Below are 22,120 nucleotides of genomic sequence, written 5' to 3'. Positions count from 1 at the left end.
ACGTGAGTCAATTTTTCCAGATTCATGCGGAAAACCCGCAACCGCGCCTGATCAAGCAGGCCGTCGAGATCATCCGCAAGGGTGGGGTGGTGGTCTACCCTACCGATTCGTCCTACGCCATGGGTTGCCAGATCGGCGACAAGTCTGCCGTGGAGCGCGTGCGCCGCTTGCGCGGGCTGGACAAGAGCCACAACTTCACGCTGATCTGCTGCGACCTGTCGCAGATGGGCCTGTTCGCCAAGATCGACACCGCCACGTTCCGCCTGCTCAAGGCGCATGTGCCGGGGCCCTATACCTTCATCCTCAATGGCACCCGCGAAGTACCGCGCCTGCTGTTGCACGAGAAGCGCCGCACCATCGGCCTGCGCGTGCCGCAAAACCCCATTCTGCTGGCCTTGCTCGAAGAGCTGGGCGAGCCGTTGATGAGCGTCAGCCTGATCCTGCCAGGCGACGACGAACCCATGACCGACCCGTACGAGATACGTCAGCGCCTGGAAAAACAGGTCGACCTGATCATCGACGGCGGTTACGGCGACCTCAAGGCCTCCACCATCATCGACCTGACCGGGGAGGAGGCGGTGCTGGTGCGTGAAGGCTGCGGCGACCCGGCGCCCTTCATGGCCGAAGCGTGAACCAGGTCGCTGCGGTCGAGCCGGCCCTGGACCCACAGGCCGGCGCCCAGCAGGAGCTGCCACTGGTGATGGTGTATGGCGAAGCCATGACCGAGATGCCGGTGGACCTGTACATCCCGCCCGATGCGCTGGAAGTGTTCCTCGAAGCCTTCGAGGGCCCGCTCGACCTGCTGCTGTACCTGATTCGCAAGCAGAACGTGGATATTCTCGACATCCCGGTGGCGGAGATCACGCGCCAGTACATGGGCTATGTCGAGCTGATGAAGACCGTACGCCTGGAACTGGCCGCCGAGTACCTGGTGATGGCCGCGATGCTGGCCGAGATCAAGTCGCGCATGCTGCTGCCGCGCTCGGCCGAAGTGGAGCAGGAAGAGGACGATCCGCGTGCCGAACTGATTCGCCGGCTGCAGGAGTACGAACGTTTCAAGGCCGCCGCCGAAGGCATCGACGGCCTGAGCCGGGTTGGCCGCGAGGTGATCGTACCGCGCCTGGAGGCACCCCAGGCCAAGGCGCGCAAGCTGTTGCCCGACGTTGCGCTGGAAGAGGTGCTGATGTCGATGGCCGAGGTGCTGCGCCGCGGCGACATGTTCGAGAGCCATCAGGTCAGCCGCGAGGCGCTGTCGACCCGCGAGCGCATGAGCGATGTGCTCGAGCGCCTCAAGGGCGGCGGCTTCGTGCCCTTCGTCGAGCTGTTCACGGCCGAGGAGGGCAAGCTGGGGGTGGTGGTGACCTTCATGGCCATCCTCGAACTGGTCAAGGAATCTCTCGTCGAACTGGTGCAGAATGAGCCCTTCGCTCCCATCCATGTCCGCGCCCGGGCCGAATAACCGTACACGAGCACCCCAATGAACCTGACCGACCCCCGTGACCTGGCGCCGCTGCTGGAAGCCTTCCTGCTCGCCTCTGGCAAGGCGCAATCGCTGGAGCGCCTGTACGAGCTGTTCGAAGAGGCCGAGCGCCCTGAGCCCGGCGTGTTCAAGAAGGCCCTCGAGGTGCTGCGCAAGTCCTGTGCCGGGCGCGCGTTCGAGCTCAAGGAAGTGGCCTCGGGCTACCGCCTGCAGATCCGCGAGGACTACGCGCCCTGGGTCGGGCGGCTGTGGGAAGAACGGCCGCAGCGCTATTCGCGTGCGTTGCTCGAAACCATTGCGCTGATCGCCTATCGCCAGCCGATCACCCGTGGCGAGATCGAGGATGTGCGGGGCGTGGCGGTGAACACCAATATCATCAAGACCCTGCTCGAGCGCGAGTGGGTGCGCATCGTGGGCTACCGCGAAGTGCCCGGCAAACCGGCGATGTTCGCCACCACCAAGGCCTTTCTCGACCACTTCAACCTGAAGAACCTCGACGAGCTGCCCTCGCTGGCCGAGTTGCGCGAGATGGAGCCCGAGCCATTGCTGGAAGTGGATGACGCACCGGTGCCGGCCCACCTGCAGGCCCTGGCCGACGAGAGCGCCGAGCCAGAAGCCCCGGTCGAGGAGACCAGCTTTCACAGCCTGTTGCTGGAGCTGGACTCGATGGAGCAGGGGCTCAAGACCGACTTCGACGACCTGCTCGAGGAGGCCGATGAACCCGATGAGGGCCAGGCAGCGCCCGGTTCGCCGCAGGGCTGAGCGGCCTTCGAGCGGAAAACAGCGTCCTGGGGTGCAATATCGGCTAGTCTGTGGTGCGTTTGTCGTCGGTTCGGCGTATGATTCGCGACCTTTTTTGGCGCTTGTTTGGCCAATTCAATGATTTTCAGCAGCACTACACCGGGAGGTGCCCAGATGAGTGAACAGGATCTGCACGATAGCCCGCCGCGTCCAGCCGGCGAAAAACTGCAAAAGGTACTCGCGCGCATTGGCGTGGGTTCGCGCCGCGACGTCGAGGCCTGGATCAGCCAGGGTCGCATCAAGGTCAATGGCGTGGACGCCACCCTTGGCCAGCGCGTCGACATGCACGACGCGATTTCGGTCGACGGCCGCCTGATCAAGCGTGAAGAAGCCGCCGAGACCGTGCGCCGCGTCATCATGTACAACAAGCCCGACGGCGAGATCTGCACCCGTGACGACCCGGAAGGTCGCCCGACCGTGTTCGATCGCCTGCCGCGCCCGAAAGAGGGCCGCTGGATCAACGTCGGTCGTCTGGACATCAACACCACCGGCCTGCTGATGTTCACCACCGATGGTGAGCTGGCCAACCGCCTGATGCACCCGTCGTCCGAAATGGACCGTGAATACGCAGTGCGTGTACGCGGCGAAGTGGACGAAGACATGATCGCGCGCCTGAAGGCGGGCGTGGTGCTCGAAGACGGTCCGGCGCGTTTCACCGACATCCAGGAAGCCCCGGGCGGTGAAGGTTTCAACCACTGGTACCACTGCGTGGTGATGGAAGGCCGCAACCGTGAGGTGCGTCGCCTGTGGGAATCCCAGGGCCTGGTGGTCAGCCGCCTGAAGCGTGTGCGCTTTGGCCCGGTGTTCCTCAACAGCGACCTGCCGATGGGCCGCTGGCGCGAAATGAGCCAGGGCGAAGTGGACATCCTGGCTGCCGAAGTGGGACTCAAGCCGGTGGCGATGCCAGCGATGAAGGCCAAGGTCAAGGACAAGCTCGAGCGCATGCAGCGCAAGTCGTCCAAGCCAGTGGGCCGTGGCGAGCGCGTGCGCACCCTGCGCCCGGCCAAGGAAGGTGGCGCGACCACCGAGCGCGCAGCGCGCCAGCCGCGTGACGACTCGCCACGCAAGGGCCGCAGCACCGTGGCCGAGCGTCCGAGCGACATGAACAAGCGCAAGCCGGCCGGCTCCGCACCCAAGCGGCCGGGCAGCAGCCGTGGCAAGCCGCCGCGGGCTGAGTAAGCGCTCACACAAGCCAACCTTCGGGTTGGCTTTTTTGTGCCTGTGGTGTTTTCACGTGCCCTTCGCCGGCAAGGCCGGCTCCTACAGGCATTGCACTCGCAGTGTAGGAGTCGGCGTTGCCGGCGAAGGGCCGGCGCAGACACTTCAAGGCAACCGGTGGAAACTTTTTGAACCGCGTCGTAAATAATTCGTTACGACTTGTGGCGTACTGATTGGGCAAGCCCGCCCATCCTTCAGGCTGTAAACAAACCTTGCCGAAAACGTCGGCGACGCTCACCTTCCGTCCACGTCAACCTCTTGCCCAACCCCCGCAACCACGGTGTGATAGCCGCCATTGCCAAGTGCAAAAGCCCCGCCGCAGAGCTGGGCAAGCCATAACAAGAAATGGAGGCGCCATGCACGCCGTACACTCCCCCAGGCTTCAGAACCCCCGCCGGACCGCTGCGTCTTGTCATTCGACAGTCACGCAACGTGTTGACCCCTGCGCCAAAGCAAGGGTATACAATGCGCCGCGTTTTAACTGTGACCCAACTGCGTACCGCGCAACCTTGCTGACTCCGGGCTGATTCGCCTCGGGCTGCCGCCCGTACCGAAGGCTCTGGTCCAAGACTCCTCAAGGTATACCACCTTGTTAATTCCGCTGCGCCACGAGCGCGGTGGGTCCGATTCCGTCACAGATAAAAACAAACAGGTGACTCCGTTCATGAGTGGACAAAACTCGCATTCAGGTGAGCTCAAGCGTGGCCTGAAAAACCGCCACATCCAGCTGATCGCCCTCGGTGGCGCCATCGGCACCGGCCTGTTCCTGGGTTCGGCCGGGGTGATGCAATCGGCCGGCCCGTCGATGATCCTGGGCTATGCGATCTGCGGCTTCATTGCCTTCCTGATCATGCGCCAGCTGGGCGAGATGATCGTCGAAGAGCCGGTGGCCGGCTCCTTCGCCCACTTCGCCCACAAGTACTGGGGCGGTTTCGCCGGCTTCCTGTCGGGCTGGAACTGCTGGGTGCTGTACATCCTGGTGGGGATGTCGGAGCTGACCGCGGTCGGCAAGTATGTCCACTACTGGTGGCCGGAGATCCCCACCTGGGCCTCGGCAGCCGCATTCTTCATCCTCATCAACGCGATCAACCTGGCCAACGTGAAGGTGTTCGGCGAGGCGGAGTTCTGGTTCGCGATCATCAAGGTGCTGGCCATCGTCGGCATGATCGGCCTGGGCAGCTACCTGCTGGTCAGTGGCAGCGGCGGCCCTGAAGCCTCGGTCACCAACCTGTGGGCCCACGGCGGTTTCTTCCCGCACGGCGTCGGCGGCCTGGTGATGGCCATGGCGATCATCATGTTCTCCTTCGGCGGCCTGGAAATGCTCGGGTTCACCGCAGCCGAGGCCGACAAGCCGAAGACCGTGATCCCCAAGGCGATCAACCAGGTCATCTACCGCATCCTGATCTTCTACATCGGTGCCCTGGTGGTACTGCTGTCGCTGACCCCGTGGGACAGCCTGGTCAGCAGCCTGACCAGCTCGGGCGATGCCTACAGCGCCAGCCCGTTCGTGCAGGTGTTCTCGCTGCTGGGCAGCAACACCGCAGCGCATATCCTCAACTTCGTGGTGCTGACCGCGGCGCTGTCGGTGTACAACAGCGGCACCTACTGCAACGCGCGCATGCTCTACGGCATGGCCGAGCAGGGTGATGCGCCGGCCAGCCTGGCCAAGATCGACAAGCGTGGCGTGCCGGTACGCTCGATTCTGGCGTCGGCAGCCGTTACCGTGGTGGCGGTGCTGCTCAACTACCTGATGCCGCACAGCGCCCTGGAGCTGCTGATGTCGCTGGTGGTGGCGACCCTGGTGATCAACTGGGCGATGATCAGCTACTCGCACCTCAAGTTCCGCCAGCACATGGACCGTACCGGTCAGAAGTCGCTGTTCCGCGCGCTGATCTACCCCTACGGCAACTACCTCTGCCTGGCGTTCGTGGTGTTCATCCTGGGTATCATGCTGCTGATGCCGGGCATCCGTGTGTCGGTGTACGCGATTCCGGTATGGCTGGTGGTGATGTGGGGCTTCTACTGGCTCAAGAGCAAGCGCAGCGCCAACGGCGCCCCTGCAGTGCCGAGCGCCGCCCTCAAGTAAGCGCAGGATGCTGCAATGAAAGCCCGGCCTTGTGCCGGGCTTTTTGGTTTTGTGCACCAGGGCGGGTATCCTGAAGGCCAATTCGCGCAAAGCCAGGCCCATGCTGATCATTTCCAACGCCGTGCACATTCCCGATGACGAGATCGAATTGAACGCCATTCGCGCCCAGGGCGCCGGTGGGCAGAACGTCAACAAGGTCTCCAGCGCCGTGCACCTGCGCTTTGACATCAATGCCTCGTCACTGCCGCCGTTTCACAAGGAACGGTTGCTGGGCCTGCGTGACAGCCGGATCACCAGCGACGGGGTGATCGTGCTCAAGGCCCAGCAATACCGTACCCAGGAGCAGAACCGGGCCGACGCCCTGGAGCGCTTGCGCGAACTGATTCTGGCGGCGGTGAAGGTCGAGAAGGCGCGGCGGCCTACGCGCCCGACCCTGGGCTCCAAGACCCGTCGCCTGGAGTCAAAGAGCAAGCGCGGGGCGATCAAGGCCGGGCGCGGCAAGATCGACTACTGAAGCGTGTGGCGTACCGGGTTCAGTCGTGCCTGGCGGTACAGGTAAAGGCTGAGCAGCAGGCCGCACAAGGCGGCGATTGCCGCAAACAGAAAGATCGAGGCAAAGCCGAAACCTGCCGCCACGGCCCCCGCCAGTGGTCCAGTGATACCCAGCGACAGGTCAATGAACAGTGAGTAGGCCCCCACCGCGGCACCGCGGTTGGCCGCCGGCACCAGATTGACCGCCTCTACCCCCAGCGCCGGGAATACCAGCGAAAAGCCGAAGCCGCTCAGTGCCGCACCGGCCAGTGCCAGTTCGGCGCTGGGGGCCAGCCACAGCAGCAACAGGCCGATCGTCTCCACGCTCAGGCAGGCAATGGCGACACGGTAGCCGCCCAGACGGTTGATCAGGTTGCCGAACAGCAGGCGTGCGCTGATGAAGCTGGCGCCGAACAGGCTCAGGCACAAGGCGGCGTTGTGCCAGGACTGGCTGGCGTAGTACAGGGTAATGAAGGTGGCGATGGTGCCAAAGCCGATCGAGCCCAGCGCCAGCCCCGAGCCATGCCCGAACACCCGCCCCAGCACATGCAGAAACGGCATGCGCACGCCACTGACGATCGGCGCCGCCTGCTTGGGCCAGGCCAGCGCCAGGCCTGCCGCGCACAGCAGCAGGATGCTCACGCCCATGCTCCACAGCCCCAGCTGCTGTACCAGCACCACCCCCAGCGGTGCGCCGATGGCCAGCGCGCCGTAGCTGGCGATGCCGTTCCAGGAGATCACCTTGGCGGTGTGCTGCGCGCCCACCCGCCCGATGCCCCAGCCGATGGCGCCCGAACCCACCAGGCTTTCGGCGCTGCCCAGCACCAGGCGCCCCACCAGCAGGCTGGTCAGGCTCATCCAGGGCGTGGCCTGCAGCCAGGCGGCCAGCAACATGAACACGCCGCTCAGGCCGCAGCCGGCCAGGCCGTACATCACCGCACGCTTGCAGCCCTGATTGTCGATGAGGCGGCTGGCATAGGGGCGGCTGAGCAGGGTGGCGAGGTATTGCACGCTGATCACCAGGCCGGCGACCACGGCGCCGAACCCCAGGGTGTCGTGCACGAAGCCGGGCAGCACGGCCAGGGGAATGCCGATGTTGAGGTAGCCGATGAAGGTGAACAGCACGATGGAGACGACTTGCAGGGTGACCGCCAGGGGGCGCGGTGTGACAGGCATGGAAGGTCCGGGAGGTGACGGGCTGGAGTGCCTATCATAGACCTGTGGAGCGCGGGGAGGGTTCTTGGCGGTGTGAAAACCCGTTGCCGGGGTCGTCCCCTGTCGTAGTGGTTTTCACACGCCGGGTAGTGCGCGGTTTATTCCTGTTCGGCGCTCGGGGTTTCGTCGCCATCGGAATCTGCCACGTGGGCAGGTTCGGCGCTGAGAGGAGCAGCAGGCTGCTCGGCTTGGTTCAGGCTTGGGAAGGGAAGATTCGGGATTTCATGCATCTCGTCGTTCCTCGCAAGTTTATAAGGTGGAAAGGCTGCGCAAGGCGCGCTTGGCTTCGATAAAGCCTGGGCAGGATACAGGAGTCTGGATGACAGTATGAATTTTCCTGCTGATTGGTGGCCTTCAGCGGCTTCGCCGGCACGGCCAGCGCCTACACGGATCGACGTCGTCCCTGTAGGAGCCGGCCTTGCCGACGAAGGCTTCAGCGACAGACGTCCGCGATGGCCGCCGCCAGCACCTGCAGCCTGGCCGCATCCGCCCCGGCGATGTTCGCCCGCCCGGTACCGACCATGTACACACTGTGCTTCTCGCGCAGTTGCGTCACTTGCTGCGGTGAGAGGCCGGTGTAGGAGAACATTCCGCGTTGCGCGGCGATATGCGCGAACCGCTCGCTCAGCCCATGGGGCTGCAGCGCCTCGACCAGGCCGACCCGCAGCATGGCGATGCGCTGGCGCATGGCGTCGACTTCGTCGGCCCACAGGCGCTTGAGCGCCGGATCGCCAAGAATCGTCGCCACCACCGCCGCGCCATGGTCTGGCGGCGTCGACCACAGGTTGCGTGCAATGGATGCCAGCTGACTGCGCACATCCTGCAGCTTTTCGGCGCTGTCGGCGCATACCAGCAGCGCACCGGTGCGCTCGCGGTACAGGCCGAAGTTCTTCGAGCACGAACTGGTCACCAGCAGCTCCGGCAGGGCCTGGGCAAACAGCCTCACGGCCCAGGCATCCTGCTCCAGCCCGTCACCGAAGCCCTGGTAGGCGAAGTCGATCAGCGGCAGCAGTTCGCGGCGCTTGACCACTTCCAGCACCGCCTGCCAGTCCTGCTGCGACAGGTCGAAGCCGGTGGGGTTGTGGCAGCAGGCGTGCAGCAGCACCACATCGCCCGTGGGCACCGATTCCAGTGCCGCGAGCATGCCGGTCACGTTCAGGCGGTTGTCTGCGCCCACATAGGGGTAGTGGCTGACCTTCAGGCCGGCACTGGCGAACAGCGTTTCGTGGATCGGCCAGGTCGGGTCGCTCAGCCAAATGCCACGCCCTGGCAGGCACTGGCGGATGAACTCCGCCGCCAGTCGCAGTGCGCCGGTGCCGCCCGGGGTTTGCGTGGCGCCTGCGCGCCGGGCTGCGAGCAGTGGCGCGTCGTCACCGAGTACCAGTTGCGCGATCAGTTGTCCGAAGGCTGCATCCCCGTGACCGCCTACGTAGCTCTTGCTGGTCTGGCCGTCGAGCAGGCGCTGTTCGGCCAGCTTGACCGCCCTGGGCACCGGGGTAAGGCCCTGGGCGTCCTTGAACACGCCAACCCCCAGGTCGAACCTGTCGGGGTTGGTGTCCCTGGCGTACGCCTCCATCAGCCCCAGAATCGGGTCGCCCGGCACGCGCGCGATGGCGCCGAAGTGCATTACTTGCGACCTTCTGCGGTGCTGGCGACCTCATCGGTGCGCGCGGCCATGATGAAGTCGTTGCGGTGCAGGCCCTTGATCGAGTGGCTCCACCAGGTCACGGTGACCTTGCCCCACTCGGTCAGCAGGCCAGGGTGATGGCCTTCGGCTTCGGAGATCTCGCCTACTGCGTTGGTGAACGCCAGGGCATGTTTGAAATTCTTGAACAGGAACACTTTTTCCAGCTGCATGATGCCGTCGCGCACTTCGATGTTCCAATCCGGGATCTGCTTGATCAGTACCGGCAGTTCTTCGTCGCTGACCTGTGGGGCGTCGGCACGGCAGGCTTCGCAATGGGCTTGGTTCAAGGCGTTCATAGGTGATTCTTCCGCAAGTGGTTGTTATAGGTGTACAGGGTGGCTCAAGCGGCCACTTTGGGGGGGAATTTGGGGGCGTGCAGGCCCAGCTGCATGGCGCGTTGAACCATGCCCATGATGTCTTCGTGGGCCAGGTCGAACAAGCGCTTGAGCTGCGGCAGGGCGAAGTACACCGGCTGCAGGATATCGATGCGATACGGCGTGCGCATGGCCTCGAGCGGATCGAAGGCCTGGTGTTCCGGTTCGTCGGACAGGCTGTAGACGGTTTCCTTGGGCGAGGAGAGGATGCCGCCGCCGTAGATCCTGCGGCCCTGCGGGGTGTCCACCAGACCGAACTCGATGGTCATCCAGTACAGGCGGGCCAGGTAGACGCGCTGTTCCTTGGTCGCGGCCAGGCCGAGTTTGCCGTAGGTGTGGGTGAATTCGGCAAACCAGGGGTTGGTCAGCAGCGGGCAGTGGCCGAAGATCTCGTGAAAGATGTCGGGCTCTTGCAGATAGTCGAGTTCTTCTTCGGTGCGAATGAAGGTGGCCACCGGAAAGCGCTTGCTGGCCAGCAGTTCGAAGAAGGTCTGGAAGGGGATCAGGGCCGGCACGCGGGCAACTTGCCAGCCGGTGGTGGCGCCCAGTACCTGGTTGATCTCGCTCAGTTGCGGAATGCGGTCATGAGGCAGGTTCAGTTGTTCGATGCCGTCCAGGTACTCCTGGCACGCGCGCCCCTCGATCACCTTCAGCTGGCGGGTGATCAGGGTATTCCACACCGCATGTTCCTGCGGCGGGTAATCGATAAAACCCTGCGCATCGGGCTCGCGGGCCACGTAGTGCGTCTGTTTCATGCTGCTCTCCTGATGAGGGCCTTATTGTTATAGGGTGGCTTTCGCCATGCCCTAGGAATACCCCCTCACCCTGGTGTTTGCATCCCGTTGCCTCGTGCCCGGCGGGCGGTTCAACCGTATTTTTGTAACGCAGATTTTACGGTGGTGCCGAAGTGCCGAGAAAACGCAGGTGCTGGTAGCTTTGAATCCGCCTTTTTGTAACGTATTCTTTACGAGAATTCATGCCGTTGTGCAGATAGTTGGCCTCGTCTTCTTGTTTGTAGGACCTTTAATGCGTATCAAAGTGCACTGCCAGAACCGCATCGGTATCTTGCGCGACATGCTCAACCTGCTGGTCGAGTACGGGATCAACGTGGCCCGCGGCGAGGTGGGGGGCGAGCATGGCAATGCCATCTACCTGCACTGCCCGAACCTGATCAACCTGCAGTTCCAGGCGCTGCGCCCCAAGTTCGAAGCCATTACCGGTGTGTTCGGGGTCAAGCGCGTGGGCCTGATGCCCAGCGAGCGCCGGCACATGGAGCTCAATGCCTTGCTGGGTGCGCTGGATTTTCCGGTGCTGTCGATCGACATGGGGGGCTCGATCGTCGCGGCCAACCGTTCGGCGGCGCAGTTGCTCGGGGTACGGGTGGACGAAGTGCCGGGCATTGCATTGTCGCGGTATGCCGAGGATTTCGACCTGCCGGAGTTGGTGCGGGCCAACAAGTCACGCATCAACGGCTTGCGGGTGAAGATCAAAGGCGATGTGTTCCTGGCCGATATCGCACCGCTGCAGTCCGAGCACGATGACAGCGAGGCGCTGGCAGGGGCCGTGCTGACCCTGCACCGGGCTGACCGCATCGGCGAACGCATCTACAACGTGCGCAAGCAGGAGCTGCGTGGGTTCGACAGCATTTTCCAGAGCTCCAGGGTGATGGCGGCGGTGGTGCGCGAGGCACGTCGCATGGCGCCGCTGGATGCGCCACTGCTGATCGAGGGCGAGACCGGTACCGGCAAGGAGCTGCTGGCCCGTGCCTGCCACCTGGCCAGTCCGCGTGGGCAGGCGCCGCTGATGGCGCTCAACTGTGCCGGGCTGCCCGAGTCGATGGCCGAGACCGAGCTGTTCGGCTACGGGCCGGGGGCGTTCGAAGGCGCCCGCGCCGAGGGCAAGCTTGGCCTGCTGGAACTGACCGCGGGCGGCACGCTGTTTCTCGACGGCGTGGGTGAGATGAGCCCGCGCCTGCAGGTGAAGCTGTTGCGCTTTCTGCAGGACGGTTGCTTTCGCCGGGTGGGCAGTGACGAGGAGGTGTACCTGGATGTGCGGGTGATCTGCGCGACCCAGGTGGACTTGTCGGAGTTGTGCGCCCGCGGCGAGTTTCGCCAGGACCTGTATCACCGCCTCAACGTGCTGTCGCTGCACATTCCACCGCTGCGCGAGTGCCTGGACGGCCTGGCGCCGCTGGTGGAGCATTTTCTCGACCAGGCCAGCCGTCAGATTGGCTGCCTGTTGCCGAGCCTGGCACCGGCGGCGATGGAGCGCCTGAGCCAATACCATTGGCCGGGCAACGTGCGGCAACTGGAGAACGTACTGTTCCAGGCGGTTTCATTGTGCGACGGCGGGGTGGTCAAGACCGAGCATATTCGCCTGCCCGATTATGGCGCGCGCCAACCTTTGGGCGAGTTTTCCCTGGAAGGTGACTTGTCGCAAATAGTCGGTCGTTTCGAAAAAGCCGTACTTGAAAGTTTGCAGGGTGAATTCCCCAGTAGCAGAGCACTGGGTAAACGCCTGGGCGTTTCGCATACCACCATTGCCAACAAGTTGCGTGATTACGCAATCGGCAAAGTTGTGGAGTGACTTGAAAGGCGGGGAAGTTACTGTTTGCAGCGAGGGTGCGCCTCGTCGACACAAGGCCCGAGGCGCAACTACCGTCAGTGTGCTCTATCAGCCGTTGGAGCACCCGTTACCCATGACGCGGTATTCGAGAATGTGCTTCTGGCCTTGGGAGTCCTCGTAGGTCATGCGGGCCGGAACCACTTCGCAGACGTTCGGGACTTCGGTCATGGAAATGACTTTGGCGATGTCCAGATGTTGCGAGTAACTGTATTGTTCAACCGGAATCTGCTCGGCGGAAACATCTGCAACTTCAGCCGCCATGGCCGATGCGCAAAAACTACCGAGTGCCAATACCAGTAAAGCTTTCATCTTCAAGTTACCTGTCTAAGGTCGTAAGGGGTCACGCTGCGCTTGTGGCGCGGCGTGTGCAGCAAGTTGAAACTTTCAGGGTTATCGCGGGATTAACATGCCTTCGTGGGGGCTGTTACCAGTTAATTCGCGTTGCCGTTGCTGGCGAGGTGAATTCTAGGAGTGTGGCGGGCCCCGAAACAGAGCCCGTTTTGATAAACACTGTTGGCGGAAACTGTAACAATCAGTTGAAATTTCACCTCGGGATTTATTTTTCTATCTGTTGCCGCGCTGGAACGCCCGTGCCAGAGCGGTCGGCGCGCAGTGTTGGACCAAATGCAGGTCCCGTTACTACCAACGTCGAATGGCCCTTGGCGCTCTGGTACAGTTAAAACGAGGTCATACAAAAACAACTATTACACCGAGGTAACAAAGATGAGTGCGGCTCCCCTGTATCCCGTGCGTCCCGAGGTTGCGGCCAACACGCTGACCGACGAGGCGACCTACAAGGCCATGTACCAGCAGTCGGTGATCAACCCTGACGGCTTCTGGCGCGAGCAAGCTCAGCGCCTCGAGTGGATCAAGCCCTTCACCAAGGTCAAGCAGACCTCGTTCGACGACCACCATGTCGACATCAAGTGGTTTGCCGACGGCACTCTGAACGTTTCCTACAACTGCCTGGACCGTCACCTGGCCGAGCGTGGCGATCAGCTGGCGATCATCTGGGAAGGCGACGACCCTTCCGAGCACCGCAACATCACCTATCGCGAACTGCACGAGCAGGTCTGCAAGTTCGCCAACGCCCTGCGTGGCCAGGACGTTCACCGCGGCGACGTGGTGACCATCTACATGCCGATGATTCCCGAAGCCGTGGTCGCCATGCTGGCGTGCGCGCGTATCGGCGCGATCCACTCGGTGGTGTTCGGCGGCTTCTCGCCCGAGGCGCTGGCCGGGCGCATCATCGACTGCAAGTCCAAGGTCGTGATCACCGCCGACGAAGGGCTGCGTGGCGGGCGTCGTACCGCACTCAAGGCCAACGTCGACCTGGCGCTGACCAACCCGGAAACCGCCAGCGTGCAGAAGATCATCGTGTGCAAGCGCACCGGTGGCGACATTGCCTGGCACCAGCACCGCGACATCTGGTACGAAGACCTGATGAAAGTGGCTTCTGCCCACTGCGCGCCGAAAGAGATGGGCGCCGAAGAAGCGCTGTTCATCCTCTATACCTCCGGCTCCACCGGCAAGCCCAAGGGCGTGCTGCACACCACTGGCGGCTACCTGGTGTACGCCTCGCTGACCCATGAGCGCGTGTTCGACTATCGCCCTGGTGACGTGTACTGGTGCACCGCCGACGTGGGCTGGGTGACCGGCCACAGCTACATCGTCTATGGCCCGCTGGCCAACGGCGCCACCACCCTGCTGTTCGAAGGCGTGCCGAACTACCCGGACATCACCCGTGTGGCGAAGATCGTCGACAAGCACAAGGTCAACATCCTCTACACCGCGCCCACCGCCATTCGCGCGATGATGGCCGAAGGTCAGGCGGCCATGAAGGATGCCGACGGTTCGAGCCTGCGCCTGCTGGGCTCGGTGGGCGAGCCGATCAACCCTGAAGCCTGGAACTGGTACCACACCACTGTGGGCAAGGAGCGTTGCCCGATCGTCGACACCTGGTGGCAGACCGAGACCGGCGGCATCCTGATCAGCCCGCTGCCGGGCGCCACTGCGCTCAAGCCGGGCTCGGCCACCCGTCCGTTCTTCGGCGTGGTGCCGGCGCTGGTGGACAACCTGGGCAACCTGATCGACGGCGCCGCCGAGGGCAATCTGGTGATCCTCGATTCGTGGCCGGGCCAGTCGCGTTCGCTGTACGGCGATCACGACCGTTTCGTCGACACCTACTTCAAGACCTTCCGCGGCATGTACTTCACCGGTGACGGCGCGCGCCGCGACGAAGACGGCTACTACTGGATCACCGGCCGGGTCGACGACGTACTCAACGTCTCGGGCCACCGCATGGGGACCGCCGAGATCGAGAGCGCCATGGTTGCGCACCCGAAGGTCGCCGAGGCGGCGGTCGTCGGTGTGCCGCATGATCTGAAGGGGCAGGGCATCTATGTCTACGTCACGCTCAACGGTGGCGAGGAGCCGAGCGAAGCATTGCGTCTGGAGCTGAAGAACTGGGTGCGCAAGGAGATCGGGCCGATCGCCTCGCCAGACGTGATCCAGTGGGCGCCAGGGCTGCCTAAAACCCGCTCGGGCAAGATCATGCGCCGTATCCTGCGCAAGATCGCCACGGCCGAGTACGACGGCCTGGGCGACATCTCGACGCTGGCCGACCCGGGTGTGGTGCAGCACCTGATCGACACGCACAAGTCGATGAACCTGGCGTCGGCCTGAGTCATCGCCGGCAGGCCGGCCCTTGTAGGGGTCGGCCTGCCGGCGATAGGGCCGGTTGGCTGTCAGCACAAAGCCCCGCACTGCGGGGCTTTTTCATGCCTGTTACGCCGACTTTCATCGGTAACCTTTTCTGTCACCGGTTTCGCACACAAACGGGGCATTGGGAAACGCCGCCGCCCGATCCGGGCGCATCCACCACGCCAATTTTGCATGGCTGCCACGCTGCACTTGCCGGATTACAAGGCTTTGCCAATAATGGGCGCGGTTATTGCTTGATTGATAGGTTATTTGTCTCTCGCTTTTGCATATTCCGCGAAAGCTGTCAATATCTCCGGCCCTGACTTCCGGCGCTTCTGTAACTAGTTGTCGCATTGAAGAAATATCGGGTTCGGAGCTGTCGCTAAAATGCCAATCACTCGCTCGTGATGCCTCGACCCTGTTTCGTCGAGCCCTGCGCAGCTCGCGTTGTACCCATTCGCAACGTCGACGGCCAATCGGCCTGTCACGTATTGCCCTTTACCGATGGAGTTCCCAGATGAAGAAACTCGCACTGCTTGGCGCCCTGGCGCTGTCCGTGTTTTCCCTGGCATCGCTGGCTGATGAAAAACCACTGAAGATCGGCATCGAGGCCGCCTACCCACCGTTCGCTTCCAAGGCGCCGGACGGCAGCATCGTGGGCTTCGACTACGACATCGGCAACGCGCTGTGTGCAGAGATGAAGGTCAAGTGCGTTTGGGTCGAGCAGGAGTTCGACGGCCTGATCCCGGCGCTCAAGGTGCGCAAGATCGACGCCATCCTGTCGTCCATGTCGATCACCGATGATCGCAAGAAGTCCGTGGACTTCACCAAGCGCTACTACCTCACGCCGGCCCGCCTGGTGATGAAGGACGGTACCACCGTCAGCGACAGCCTGGACGAACTCAAGGGCAAGAAGATCGGCGTTCAGCGTGGCTCGATCCACGACCGTTTCGCCAAGGAAGTGCTGGCCCCCAAAGGCGCCACCATTGTTCCCTACGGCACCCAGAACGAAATCTACCTGGACGTTGCCGCCGGTCGTCTGGATGGCACCGTGGCCGATGCGACCCTGCTCGAAGACGGTTTCCTCAAGACCGACGCCGGCAAGGGCTATGCATTCGTAGGCCCGTCCTTCACCGACGCCAAGTACTTCGGTGACGGTATCGGTATCGCCGTGCGCAAGGGCGACGCCCTGAAGGACAAGATCAACACCGCTATCGACGGCATCCGTGCCAATGGCGAGTACAAGAAGATCCAGGACAAGTATTTCAACTTCGACATCTACGGCCCTGACGCGCAGTAATCCGTCGACGTTTCACCTGTTCAATGGTGCAAGCAGCAGAAGCGCTGAGGTTTGCACCATTTTTTCATCCCTAAGGTCGAGGACCTCAACATGTTGAAAGGCTACGGGGCAGTCATCCTCGATGGAGCATGGCTGACGCTACAGCTCGCCTTGTCGTCCATGGCCCTGGCCATCGTACTGGGCCTGATCGGCGTGGCGCTGCGGCTGTCGCCGGTGCGCTGGCTGGCCTGGCTGGGCGACCTGTACGCCACGGTGATCCGCGGGATCCCCGACCTGGTGCTGATCCTGCTGATCTTCTACGGCGGTCAGGACCTGCTCAACCGCGTCGCACCCTTGCTCGGTTTCGACGATTACATCGACCTCAATCCGCTGATGGCGGGTATCGGTACCCTGGGCTTCATCTTTGGTGCATACCTGTCCGAAACCTTCCGCGGCGCTTTCATGGCCATCCCCAAGGGGCAGGCCGAAGCCGGCATGGCCTATGGCATGAGCGGCCTGCAGATCTTCTTCCGGGTGCTGGTGCCGCAGATGATTCGCCTGGCGATCCCTGGCTTCACCAACAACTGGCTGGTACTGACCAAGGCCACCGCACTGATTTCGGTGGTGGGCCTGCAAGACATGATGTTCAAGGCCAAGCAGGCGGCGGACGCGACCCGCGAGCCGTTCACGTTCTTCCTGGCGGTCGCGGCGTTGTACCTGGTGATCACCAGCGTCTCGTTGCTGGCCCTGCGTTACCTCGAGAAACGCTACTCGGTTGGCGTAAAGGCGGCTGATCTATGATTTTCGATTACAACGTCATCTGGGAGGCCATGCCGCTGTACCTGAGCGGCATGCTGACCACGCTCAAGCTGCTGGCGCTGTCGTTGCTGTTCGGCCTGCTGGTGGCAGTGCCGCTGGGCTTGATGCGGGTATCCAAGCAGCCGCTGGTGAACATGAGCGCCTGGCTCTACACCTACGTGATTCGCGGCACGCCGATGCTGGTACAGCTGTTTTTGATCTATTACGGGCTGGCCCAGTTCGAGGCGGTGCGCGAGAGCTTCCTGTGGCCGTGGCTGTCCAGTGCGACCTTCTGTGCGTGCCTGGCCTTTGCCATCAATACCAGTGCCTACACTGCCGAGATCATCGCCGGCAGCCTCAAGGCCACGCCCCACGGCGAGATCGAGGCGGCCAAGGCGATGGGCATGTCGCGGGTCAAGATGTACCGCCGCATCCTGCTGCCCTCGGCCCTGCGCCGGGCACTGCCGCAATACAGCAATGAAGTGATCATGATGCTGCAGACCACCAGCCTGGCGTCGATCGTGACCCTGATCGACATCACCGGTGCGGCGCGCACGGTCAATGCCCAGTACTACCTGCCGTTCGAGGCGTACATCACCGCTGGTGTGTTCTACCTGTGCCTGACCTTCATTCTGGTGCGCCTGTTCAAGCTGGCTGAACGCCGCTGGCTCGGCTACCTGGCGCCGCGCAAGGGCTGAGCCCGGCGGCAACTTTTTCGCCCCGGGCGCAGGCCCGGGACTGACGCTTTGTGAGAACCGACAGCATGTACAAACTCGAAGTCCAAGACCTGCACAAACGCTATGGCAGTCACGAAGTGCTCAAGGGTGTGTCCCTGGCGGCCAAGGCGGGCGATGTGATCAGCATCATCGGCTCCAGCGGCTCGGGCAAGAGCACCTTCCTGCGCTGCATCAACCTGCTCGAGCAGCCGCATGCCGGCAAGATCCTGCTCAACAACGAAGAGTTGAAGCTGGTGGCGAACAAGGACGGCGCGCTGAAGGCGGCCGACCCCAAGCAGTTGCAGCGCATGCGCTCGCGCCTGTCGATGGTGTTCCAGCACTTCAACCTGTGGTCGCACATGACTGCGCTGGAGAACATCATCGAGGCACCGGTGCACGTGCTGGGCATGAGCCGCAAGGACGCGCTGGAAAAGGCCGAGCACTATCTGGCCAAGGTCGGTGTGTCCCATCGCAAGGATGCCTACCCGGGCCATATGTCCGGTGGTGAGCAGCAGCGTGTGGCGATTGCCCGTGCACTGGCGATGGAGCCTGAAGTGATGCTGTTCGACGAGCCGACCTCGGCGCTGGACCCGGAGCTGGTGGGCGATGTGCTCAAGGTGATGCAGGCGCTGGCCCAGGAAGGCCGCACCATGGTGGTGGTGACCCACGAGATGGGCTTCGCCCGCGAGGTGTCCAACCAGCTGGTGTTCCTGCACAAGGGTGTGGTCGAAGAGAGCGGCAACCCGCGTGAAGTGCTGGTCAACCCGCAGTCCGAGCGGTTGCAGCAGTTCCTGTCCGGCAGCCTGAAATAATCGACCGTGCTACAGTTCGAGGCTGCCGCTTTGCACCAGAATAGGGCATGCTGCGCCTCGATCGAGGCTTTTCTCCCAGACTCCTCTCAGGTTTCGGACCTTATCCAATGACCACCCAGCGAATCGGTTTTCTCCTCTGGCCCAGCACCAAGGCCTTGACCCTGGCGCTGGCCGAAGAGGTCTTGCGGGTGGCCCAGAAGGTGCACCCCGAAGTGGTCTACGAGCTGCTGTTCCTGCAGGCCGAACCTGCGCCGGAGGGCGCCTGGCGCTTGCCTGGCGAAGCCTGGGTGGGGCGGCTGGAAGGTTGCCAGAAGCTGTTTCTGCTGGCCGATGAGCCGCCGCAGGCGGTAGGCGCGGCGCTGGGCAGCGCGCTCAAGCAACTGGTGCGCTCGGGGTGCGTGGTGGGCGGTCTTTCGGCAGGTGTGTATCCGCTGGCCCAGCTGGGCCTGCTGGATGGTTATCGCGCCGCGGTGCACTGGCGCTGGCAGGATGACTTCGCCGAGCGCTTCCCCAAGGTCATCGCCACCAGCCACCTGTTCGACTGGGATCGCGATCGGCTGACCGCCTGTGGTGGCATGTCGGTACTGGACCTGCTGCTGGCCGTGCTGGCCCGTGACCATGGCGCCGAGCTTGCCGGTGCGGTTTCCGAAGAGCTGGTGGTCGAGCGCATTCGCGAGGGGGGCGAGCGTCAGCGCATCCCGCTGCAGAATCGCCTGGGCTCCAGCCATCCGAAGCTGACCCAGGCGGTGCTGCTGATGGAGGCCAACATCGAGGAGCCGTTGACCACCGACGAGATTGCCCAGCATGTGTGCGTATCGCGCCGGCAGCTGGAGCGGATCTTCAAGCAGTACCTCAATCGGGTGCCCAGCCAGTATTACCTGGAGCTGCGCTTGAACAAGGCGCGCCAGATGCTGATGCAGACCAGCAAGTCGATCATCCAGATCGGCCTGTCGTGCGGGTTCTCGTCGGGGCCGCATTTTTCCAGCGCTTACCGTAACTTCTTTGGCGCAACGCCACGCGAAGACCGCAACCAGCGCCGCAGCAACAGCCCGTTCGAGTTGTCGTCGGCGCCTGCCGAGCGCGGCTGATTCGGTAGCGCAGCGCGACCTTCGGCGGCAAACCAGCGCCCACAGCTTCGAAGGGGGCTGCACAGGCCCGAGGGCGCTGGCTTGCCAGCGAAGAAGCCCCCGCAAATCCGTGCGTGACACAATCTCCCCGCCAGCACCGCGCACCGTTTAAACTGCGCCTTTGCGACCCTATTTGTCGCATTGCCGAAAGCCTTGGCAAAACAGGGTTTGGCGCTATAAGAAGTTGTCGCTTGGCGGCAAGGCCGGGCGTTCATCAGTCCTTACAATCCCCCCATCGCTCGCCAGTTCCAGGCAGGCGTTCCTCTTCAGGAGACTCCGATGTCCGTTGAGCAAGCTCCGGTGCAACGCGCCGATTTCGACCAGGTAATGGTCCCCAACTATGCGCCGGCCGCTTTCATCCCCGTGCGTGGCCAGGGCTCCCGTGTATGGGACCAGGCGGGGCGCGAGCTGATCGATTTCGCTGGCGGCATCGCCGTAAACGTCCTGGGGCACGCCCACCCGGCGCTGGTCGGTGCGCTGACCGAGCAGGCCAACAAGCTGTGGCACGTGTCCAACGTGTTCACCAACGAGCCAGCCCTGCGTCTGGCCCACAAGCTGGTCGACGCCACCTTTGCCGAGCGTGCGTTCTTCTGCAACTCCGGCGCCGAGGCCAACGAGGCCGCCTTCAAGCTGGCCCGTCGTGTGGCCCACGACCGCTTCGGCCCTGAAAAGCACGAGATCATCGCTACCGTGAACAGCTTCCACGGTCGCACCCTGTTCACCGTGAGCGTCGGTGGCCAGCCCAAGTACTCCGACGGCTTCGGCCCTAAGATCACCGGCATCAGCCATGTTCCGTACAACGACCTCGAAGCGCTCAAGGCGCAGATCAGCGACAAGACCTGCGCGGTGGTGATCGAGCCGATCCAGGGCGAGAGCGGCGTGGTGCCGGCCGACAAGGCCTATCTGCAAGGCGCGCGCGAGCTGTGCGACAAGCACAACGCACTGCTGATCTTCGACGAAGTGCAGACCGGCGTCGGCCGTACCGGCGAGCTGTTCGCCTACATGCACTACGGCGTGACCCCCGACATCCTGACCAGCGCCAAGAGCCTGGGCGGCGGCTTCCCGATTGCCGCGATGCTGACCACCGAAGCGCTGGCCAAGCACCTGGCCGTGGGCACCCACGGCACCACCTATGGCGGCAACCCGTTGGGCTGCGCCGTGGCCTCTGCGGTGCTGGATGTGGTCAACACCCCCGAAGTGCTGGCGGGCGTCAAGGCAAAGCACGAGCGCTTCAAGGCGCGCCTGGAGAAGATCGGCCAGCAGTACGGCCTGTTCACCCAGGTCCGCGGCCTGGGCCTGCTGATCGGTTGCGTGTTGTCCGATGCCTGGAAGGGCAAGGCCAAGGACGTATTCAATGCTGCCGAGAAAGAAGGCCTGATGGTTTTGCAGGCCGGCCCGGACGTGGTGCGTTTCGCCCCCAGCCTGGTGGTGGAAGATGCCGACATCGATGAAGGCCTTGACCGCTTCGAACGCGCTGCCGCTGCACTGACCAAGGCCTGATACCGGCCTGCGGTCCTTCGCTGGCCCCGGTGGCCAGCGAACCGATTCTGGTGGCCCGTGCCCGTGGCACGCGCCGCTTCTTCTGCGCCGGCAGCTGTCGGCCCGATTTTCCCTAAAGGAGTGACACCATGCTGGTGATGCGCCCCGCGCAAATGGCTGACCTGGGTGAAGTGCAGCGTCTGGCCGCGGACAGTCCCATCGGTGTCACGTCCCTGCCGGATGATGCCGGTCGCCTGGGCGACAAGATCGCCGCGTCCGAAACCTCCTTTGCCGCCGAAGTCAGCTTCAATGGCGAGGAGAGCTACTTCTTCGTGCTCGAAGACAGCGAGACCGGCAAGCTGGTCGGCTGTTCGGCCATCGTGGCCTCGGCCGGCTATTCCGAGCCGTTCTACAGTTTTCGCAACGAGACCTTCGTGCACGCCTCGCGCGAGCTGAAGATCCACAACAAGATCCATGTGCTGTCGCAGTGTCACGACCTGACCGGCAACAGCCTGCTGACCAGCTTCTACGTGCTGCCCGAACTGGTGGGCACCGGCTGGGCCGAGCTCAACTCCCGCGGCCGGCTGCTGTTCATGGCAGCGCACCCGGAGCGGTTTGCCGATTCGGTGGTGACCGAGATCGTCGGCTACAGCGACGAGCACGGCGACTCGCCGTTCTGGGATGCCATCGGGCGCAACTTCTTCGACCTCAACTACGCTGCCGCCGAGCGCCTGTGCGGGCTCAAGAGCCGTACCTTCCTTGCCGAGCTGATGCCGCATTACCCCATCTATGTGCCCCTGCTGCCGGATGCCGCGCAGGAGGCCATGGGCCAGGTGCACCCGCGCGCGCAGATCACCTTCGACATCCTGATGCGCGAAGGCTTCGAGACCGATCACTACATCGACATCTTCGACGGTGGGCCGACCCTGCATGCGCGAGTGTCCGGCATCCGCTCCATCGCCCAGAGCCGGCTGGTGCCGGTCAAGCTGCAGGAGCAGGCCGTCAAGGGTGGGCGCCCGTACCTGGTATCCAACGGCCAGTTGCAGGATTACCGCGCCGTGATGCTGGAGCTGGACTGGGCCCCTGGCAAGCCGGTGCAGCTGGACCTGGCCGCCGCCGAGGCGCTGGGAGTGGGTGAGGGCGCCAGCGTGCGGCTGGTCGCGGTCTGATTGCCTGGCTACCCCAGGTC

22 protein-coding genes are annotated in these 22,120 nt (G+C 63.4%); 15 read left to right on the top strand and 7 right to left on the bottom strand.

Annotation, left to right across the window (positions count from 1 at the left end):
• Positions 1-2: 2 nt before the first annotated feature.
• The 4 genes from QMX96_RS17065 to rluB all read left to right on the top strand — a co-directional run bounded on the left by QMX96_RS17065 (position 3) and on the right by rluB (position 3,460).
• Positions 3-632: an L-threonylcarbamoyladenylate synthase gene (locus tag QMX96_RS17065; protein WP_043864297.1), complete on the top strand. Its 630-nt coding sequence runs from the start codon at positions 3-5 to the stop codon at positions 630-632.
• A gap of 128 nt (positions 633-760) precedes the next feature.
• Complete coding sequence (locus QMX96_RS17060; protein ID WP_162484885.1) at positions 761-1,459, top strand: ScpA family protein; 699 nt, start codon at positions 761-763, stop codon at positions 1,457-1,459.
• Between the two features lie 18 nt (positions 1,460-1,477).
• Complete coding sequence (gene scpB, locus QMX96_RS17055; protein ID WP_058540764.1) at positions 1,478-2,242, top strand: SMC-Scp complex subunit ScpB; 765 nt, start codon at positions 1,478-1,480, stop codon at positions 2,240-2,242.
• A gap of 153 nt (positions 2,243-2,395) precedes the next feature.
• On the top strand, positions 2,396-3,460 hold the full coding sequence (gene rluB / locus QMX96_RS17050; RefSeq protein ID WP_054916588.1) for a 23S rRNA pseudouridine(2605) synthase RluB: 1,065 nt from the start codon (positions 2,396-2,398) through the stop codon (positions 3,458-3,460).
• A gap of 4 nt (positions 3,461-3,464) precedes the next feature.
• Here the strand turns inward: rluB and QMX96_RS17045 are convergent, their stop codons facing one another.
• Complete coding sequence (locus tag QMX96_RS17045) at positions 3,465-3,737, bottom strand: hypothetical protein (RefSeq protein WP_282362074.1); 273 nt, start codon at positions 3,735-3,737, stop codon at positions 3,465-3,467.
• Positions 3,738-4,163: 426 nt separating this feature from the next.
• Here QMX96_RS17045 and QMX96_RS17040 point away from each other — a divergent pair, with 426 nt between their 5' ends.
• Positions 4,164-5,585 (top strand): amino acid permease, encoded by a 1,422-nt coding sequence (locus QMX96_RS17040; protein WP_043864106.1) that lies wholly within the window; start codon positions 4,164-4,166, stop codon positions 5,583-5,585.
• Positions 5,586-5,685: 100 nt separating this feature from the next.
• Positions 5,686-6,099 carry an alternative ribosome rescue aminoacyl-tRNA hydrolase ArfB gene (gene arfB, locus QMX96_RS17035; protein WP_043864296.1) on the top strand — a complete coding sequence of 138 codons (414 nt, stop codon included), beginning with the start codon at positions 5,686-5,688 and terminating at the stop codon, positions 6,097-6,099.
• Here the strand turns inward: arfB and QMX96_RS17030 are convergent.
• The 5 genes from QMX96_RS17030 to phhA form a co-directional block, all read right to left on the bottom strand.
• Positions 6,093-7,292, bottom strand: coding sequence for an MFS transporter (locus tag QMX96_RS17030; protein WP_058540765.1), 1,200 nt, complete (start codon positions 7,290-7,292; stop codon positions 6,093-6,095). The two genes, arfB and QMX96_RS17030, sit on opposite strands and share 7 nt — an antisense overlap.
• A 137-nt stretch (positions 7,293-7,429) precedes the next feature.
• On the bottom strand, positions 7,430-7,561 hold the full coding sequence (locus tag QMX96_RS17025; RefSeq protein ID WP_255002693.1) for a hypothetical protein: 132 nt from the start codon (positions 7,559-7,561) through the stop codon (positions 7,430-7,432).
• Between the two features lie 203 nt (positions 7,562-7,764).
• The gene (locus tag QMX96_RS17020; protein ID WP_100634671.1) at positions 7,765-8,958 is read right to left on the bottom strand and encodes an amino acid aminotransferase; all 1,194 of its coding nucleotides are present in this window, start codon (positions 8,956-8,958) and stop codon (positions 7,765-7,767) included.
• A complete protein-coding gene (locus tag QMX96_RS17015) occupies positions 8,958-9,314 on the bottom strand; it encodes a 4a-hydroxytetrahydrobiopterin dehydratase (RefSeq protein WP_036994257.1) in 357 nt (118 codons plus the stop codon). The genes QMX96_RS17020 and QMX96_RS17015 overlap by 1 nt, the downstream gene beginning before the upstream one ends.
• A gap of 44 nt (positions 9,315-9,358) precedes the next feature.
• Positions 9,359-10,147 carry a phenylalanine 4-monooxygenase gene (phhA, locus tag QMX96_RS17010; protein ID WP_043860279.1) on the bottom strand — a complete coding sequence of 263 codons (789 nt, stop codon included), beginning with the start codon at positions 10,145-10,147 and terminating at the stop codon, positions 9,359-9,361.
• A 271-nt stretch (positions 10,148-10,418) separates the two neighbouring features.
• Between phhA and QMX96_RS17005 the strand changes: the two genes are divergently transcribed.
• Entirely contained in the window at positions 10,419-11,978 is a 1,560-nt protein-coding gene (locus tag QMX96_RS17005; protein ID WP_282362072.1) for a sigma-54-dependent transcriptional regulator, read from the top strand.
• 87 nt (positions 11,979-12,065) lie between these two features.
• Here QMX96_RS17005 and QMX96_RS17000 read toward each other — a convergent pair whose 3' ends face one another.
• Positions 12,066-12,326 carry a DUF2790 domain-containing protein gene (locus QMX96_RS17000; protein WP_043860281.1) on the bottom strand — a complete coding sequence of 87 codons (261 nt, stop codon included), beginning with the start codon at positions 12,324-12,326 and terminating at the stop codon, positions 12,066-12,068.
• Positions 12,327-12,740: 414 nt separating this feature from the next.
• Between QMX96_RS17000 and acs the strand changes: the two genes are divergently transcribed.
• From acs to aruF, 8 genes are all read left to right on the top strand, one after another.
• On the top strand, positions 12,741-14,702 hold the full coding sequence (gene acs / locus QMX96_RS16995; protein ID WP_043860282.1) for an acetate--CoA ligase: 1,962 nt from the start codon (positions 12,741-12,743) through the stop codon (positions 14,700-14,702).
• A gap of 535 nt (positions 14,703-15,237) precedes the next feature.
• Positions 15,238-16,020, top strand: a complete 783-nt coding sequence (locus QMX96_RS16990) for an ABC transporter substrate-binding protein (RefSeq protein ID WP_043860283.1) — start codon at positions 15,238-15,240, stop codon at positions 16,018-16,020.
• Between the two features lie 90 nt (positions 16,021-16,110).
• Positions 16,111-16,800 carry an ABC transporter permease gene (locus QMX96_RS16985; RefSeq protein ID WP_054916585.1) on the top strand — a complete coding sequence of 230 codons (690 nt, stop codon included), beginning with the start codon at positions 16,111-16,113 and terminating at the stop codon, positions 16,798-16,800.
• Positions 16,797-17,495, top strand: coding sequence for an ABC transporter permease (locus tag QMX96_RS16980; protein WP_054916584.1), 699 nt, complete (start codon positions 16,797-16,799; stop codon positions 17,493-17,495). The genes QMX96_RS16985 and QMX96_RS16980 overlap by 4 nt, the downstream gene beginning before the upstream one ends.
• Positions 17,496-17,560: 65 nt before the next feature.
• Positions 17,561-18,325: an ATP-binding cassette domain-containing protein gene (locus QMX96_RS16975; RefSeq protein WP_043860285.1), complete on the top strand. Its 765-nt coding sequence runs from the start codon at positions 17,561-17,563 to the stop codon at positions 18,323-18,325.
• Positions 18,326-18,432: 107 nt separating this feature from the next.
• On the top strand, positions 18,433-19,413 hold the full coding sequence (argR, locus tag QMX96_RS16970; protein ID WP_043860286.1) for a transcriptional regulator ArgR: 981 nt from the start codon (positions 18,433-18,435) through the stop codon (positions 19,411-19,413).
• Positions 19,414-19,731: 318 nt separating this feature from the next.
• Entirely contained in the window at positions 19,732-20,952 is a 1,221-nt protein-coding gene (locus tag QMX96_RS16965) for an aspartate aminotransferase family protein (protein WP_043860287.1), read from the top strand.
• 128 nt (positions 20,953-21,080) lie between these two features.
• Complete coding sequence (aruF, locus tag QMX96_RS16960; protein WP_043860288.1) at positions 21,081-22,100, top strand: arginine/ornithine succinyltransferase subunit alpha; 1,020 nt, start codon at positions 21,081-21,083, stop codon at positions 22,098-22,100.
• The last annotated feature ends 20 nt before the right edge of the window (positions 22,101-22,120 follow it).

The organism is Pseudomonas sp. PS01300, assembly GCF_029960155.1.
Taxonomy (GTDB): Bacteria; Pseudomonadota; Gammaproteobacteria; order Pseudomonadales; family Pseudomonadaceae; genus Aquipseudomonas; species Aquipseudomonas palmensis.
Note: the sequence above shows the minus strand (reverse complement) of the source record. Positions and strands in the feature narration are given on the sequence as shown.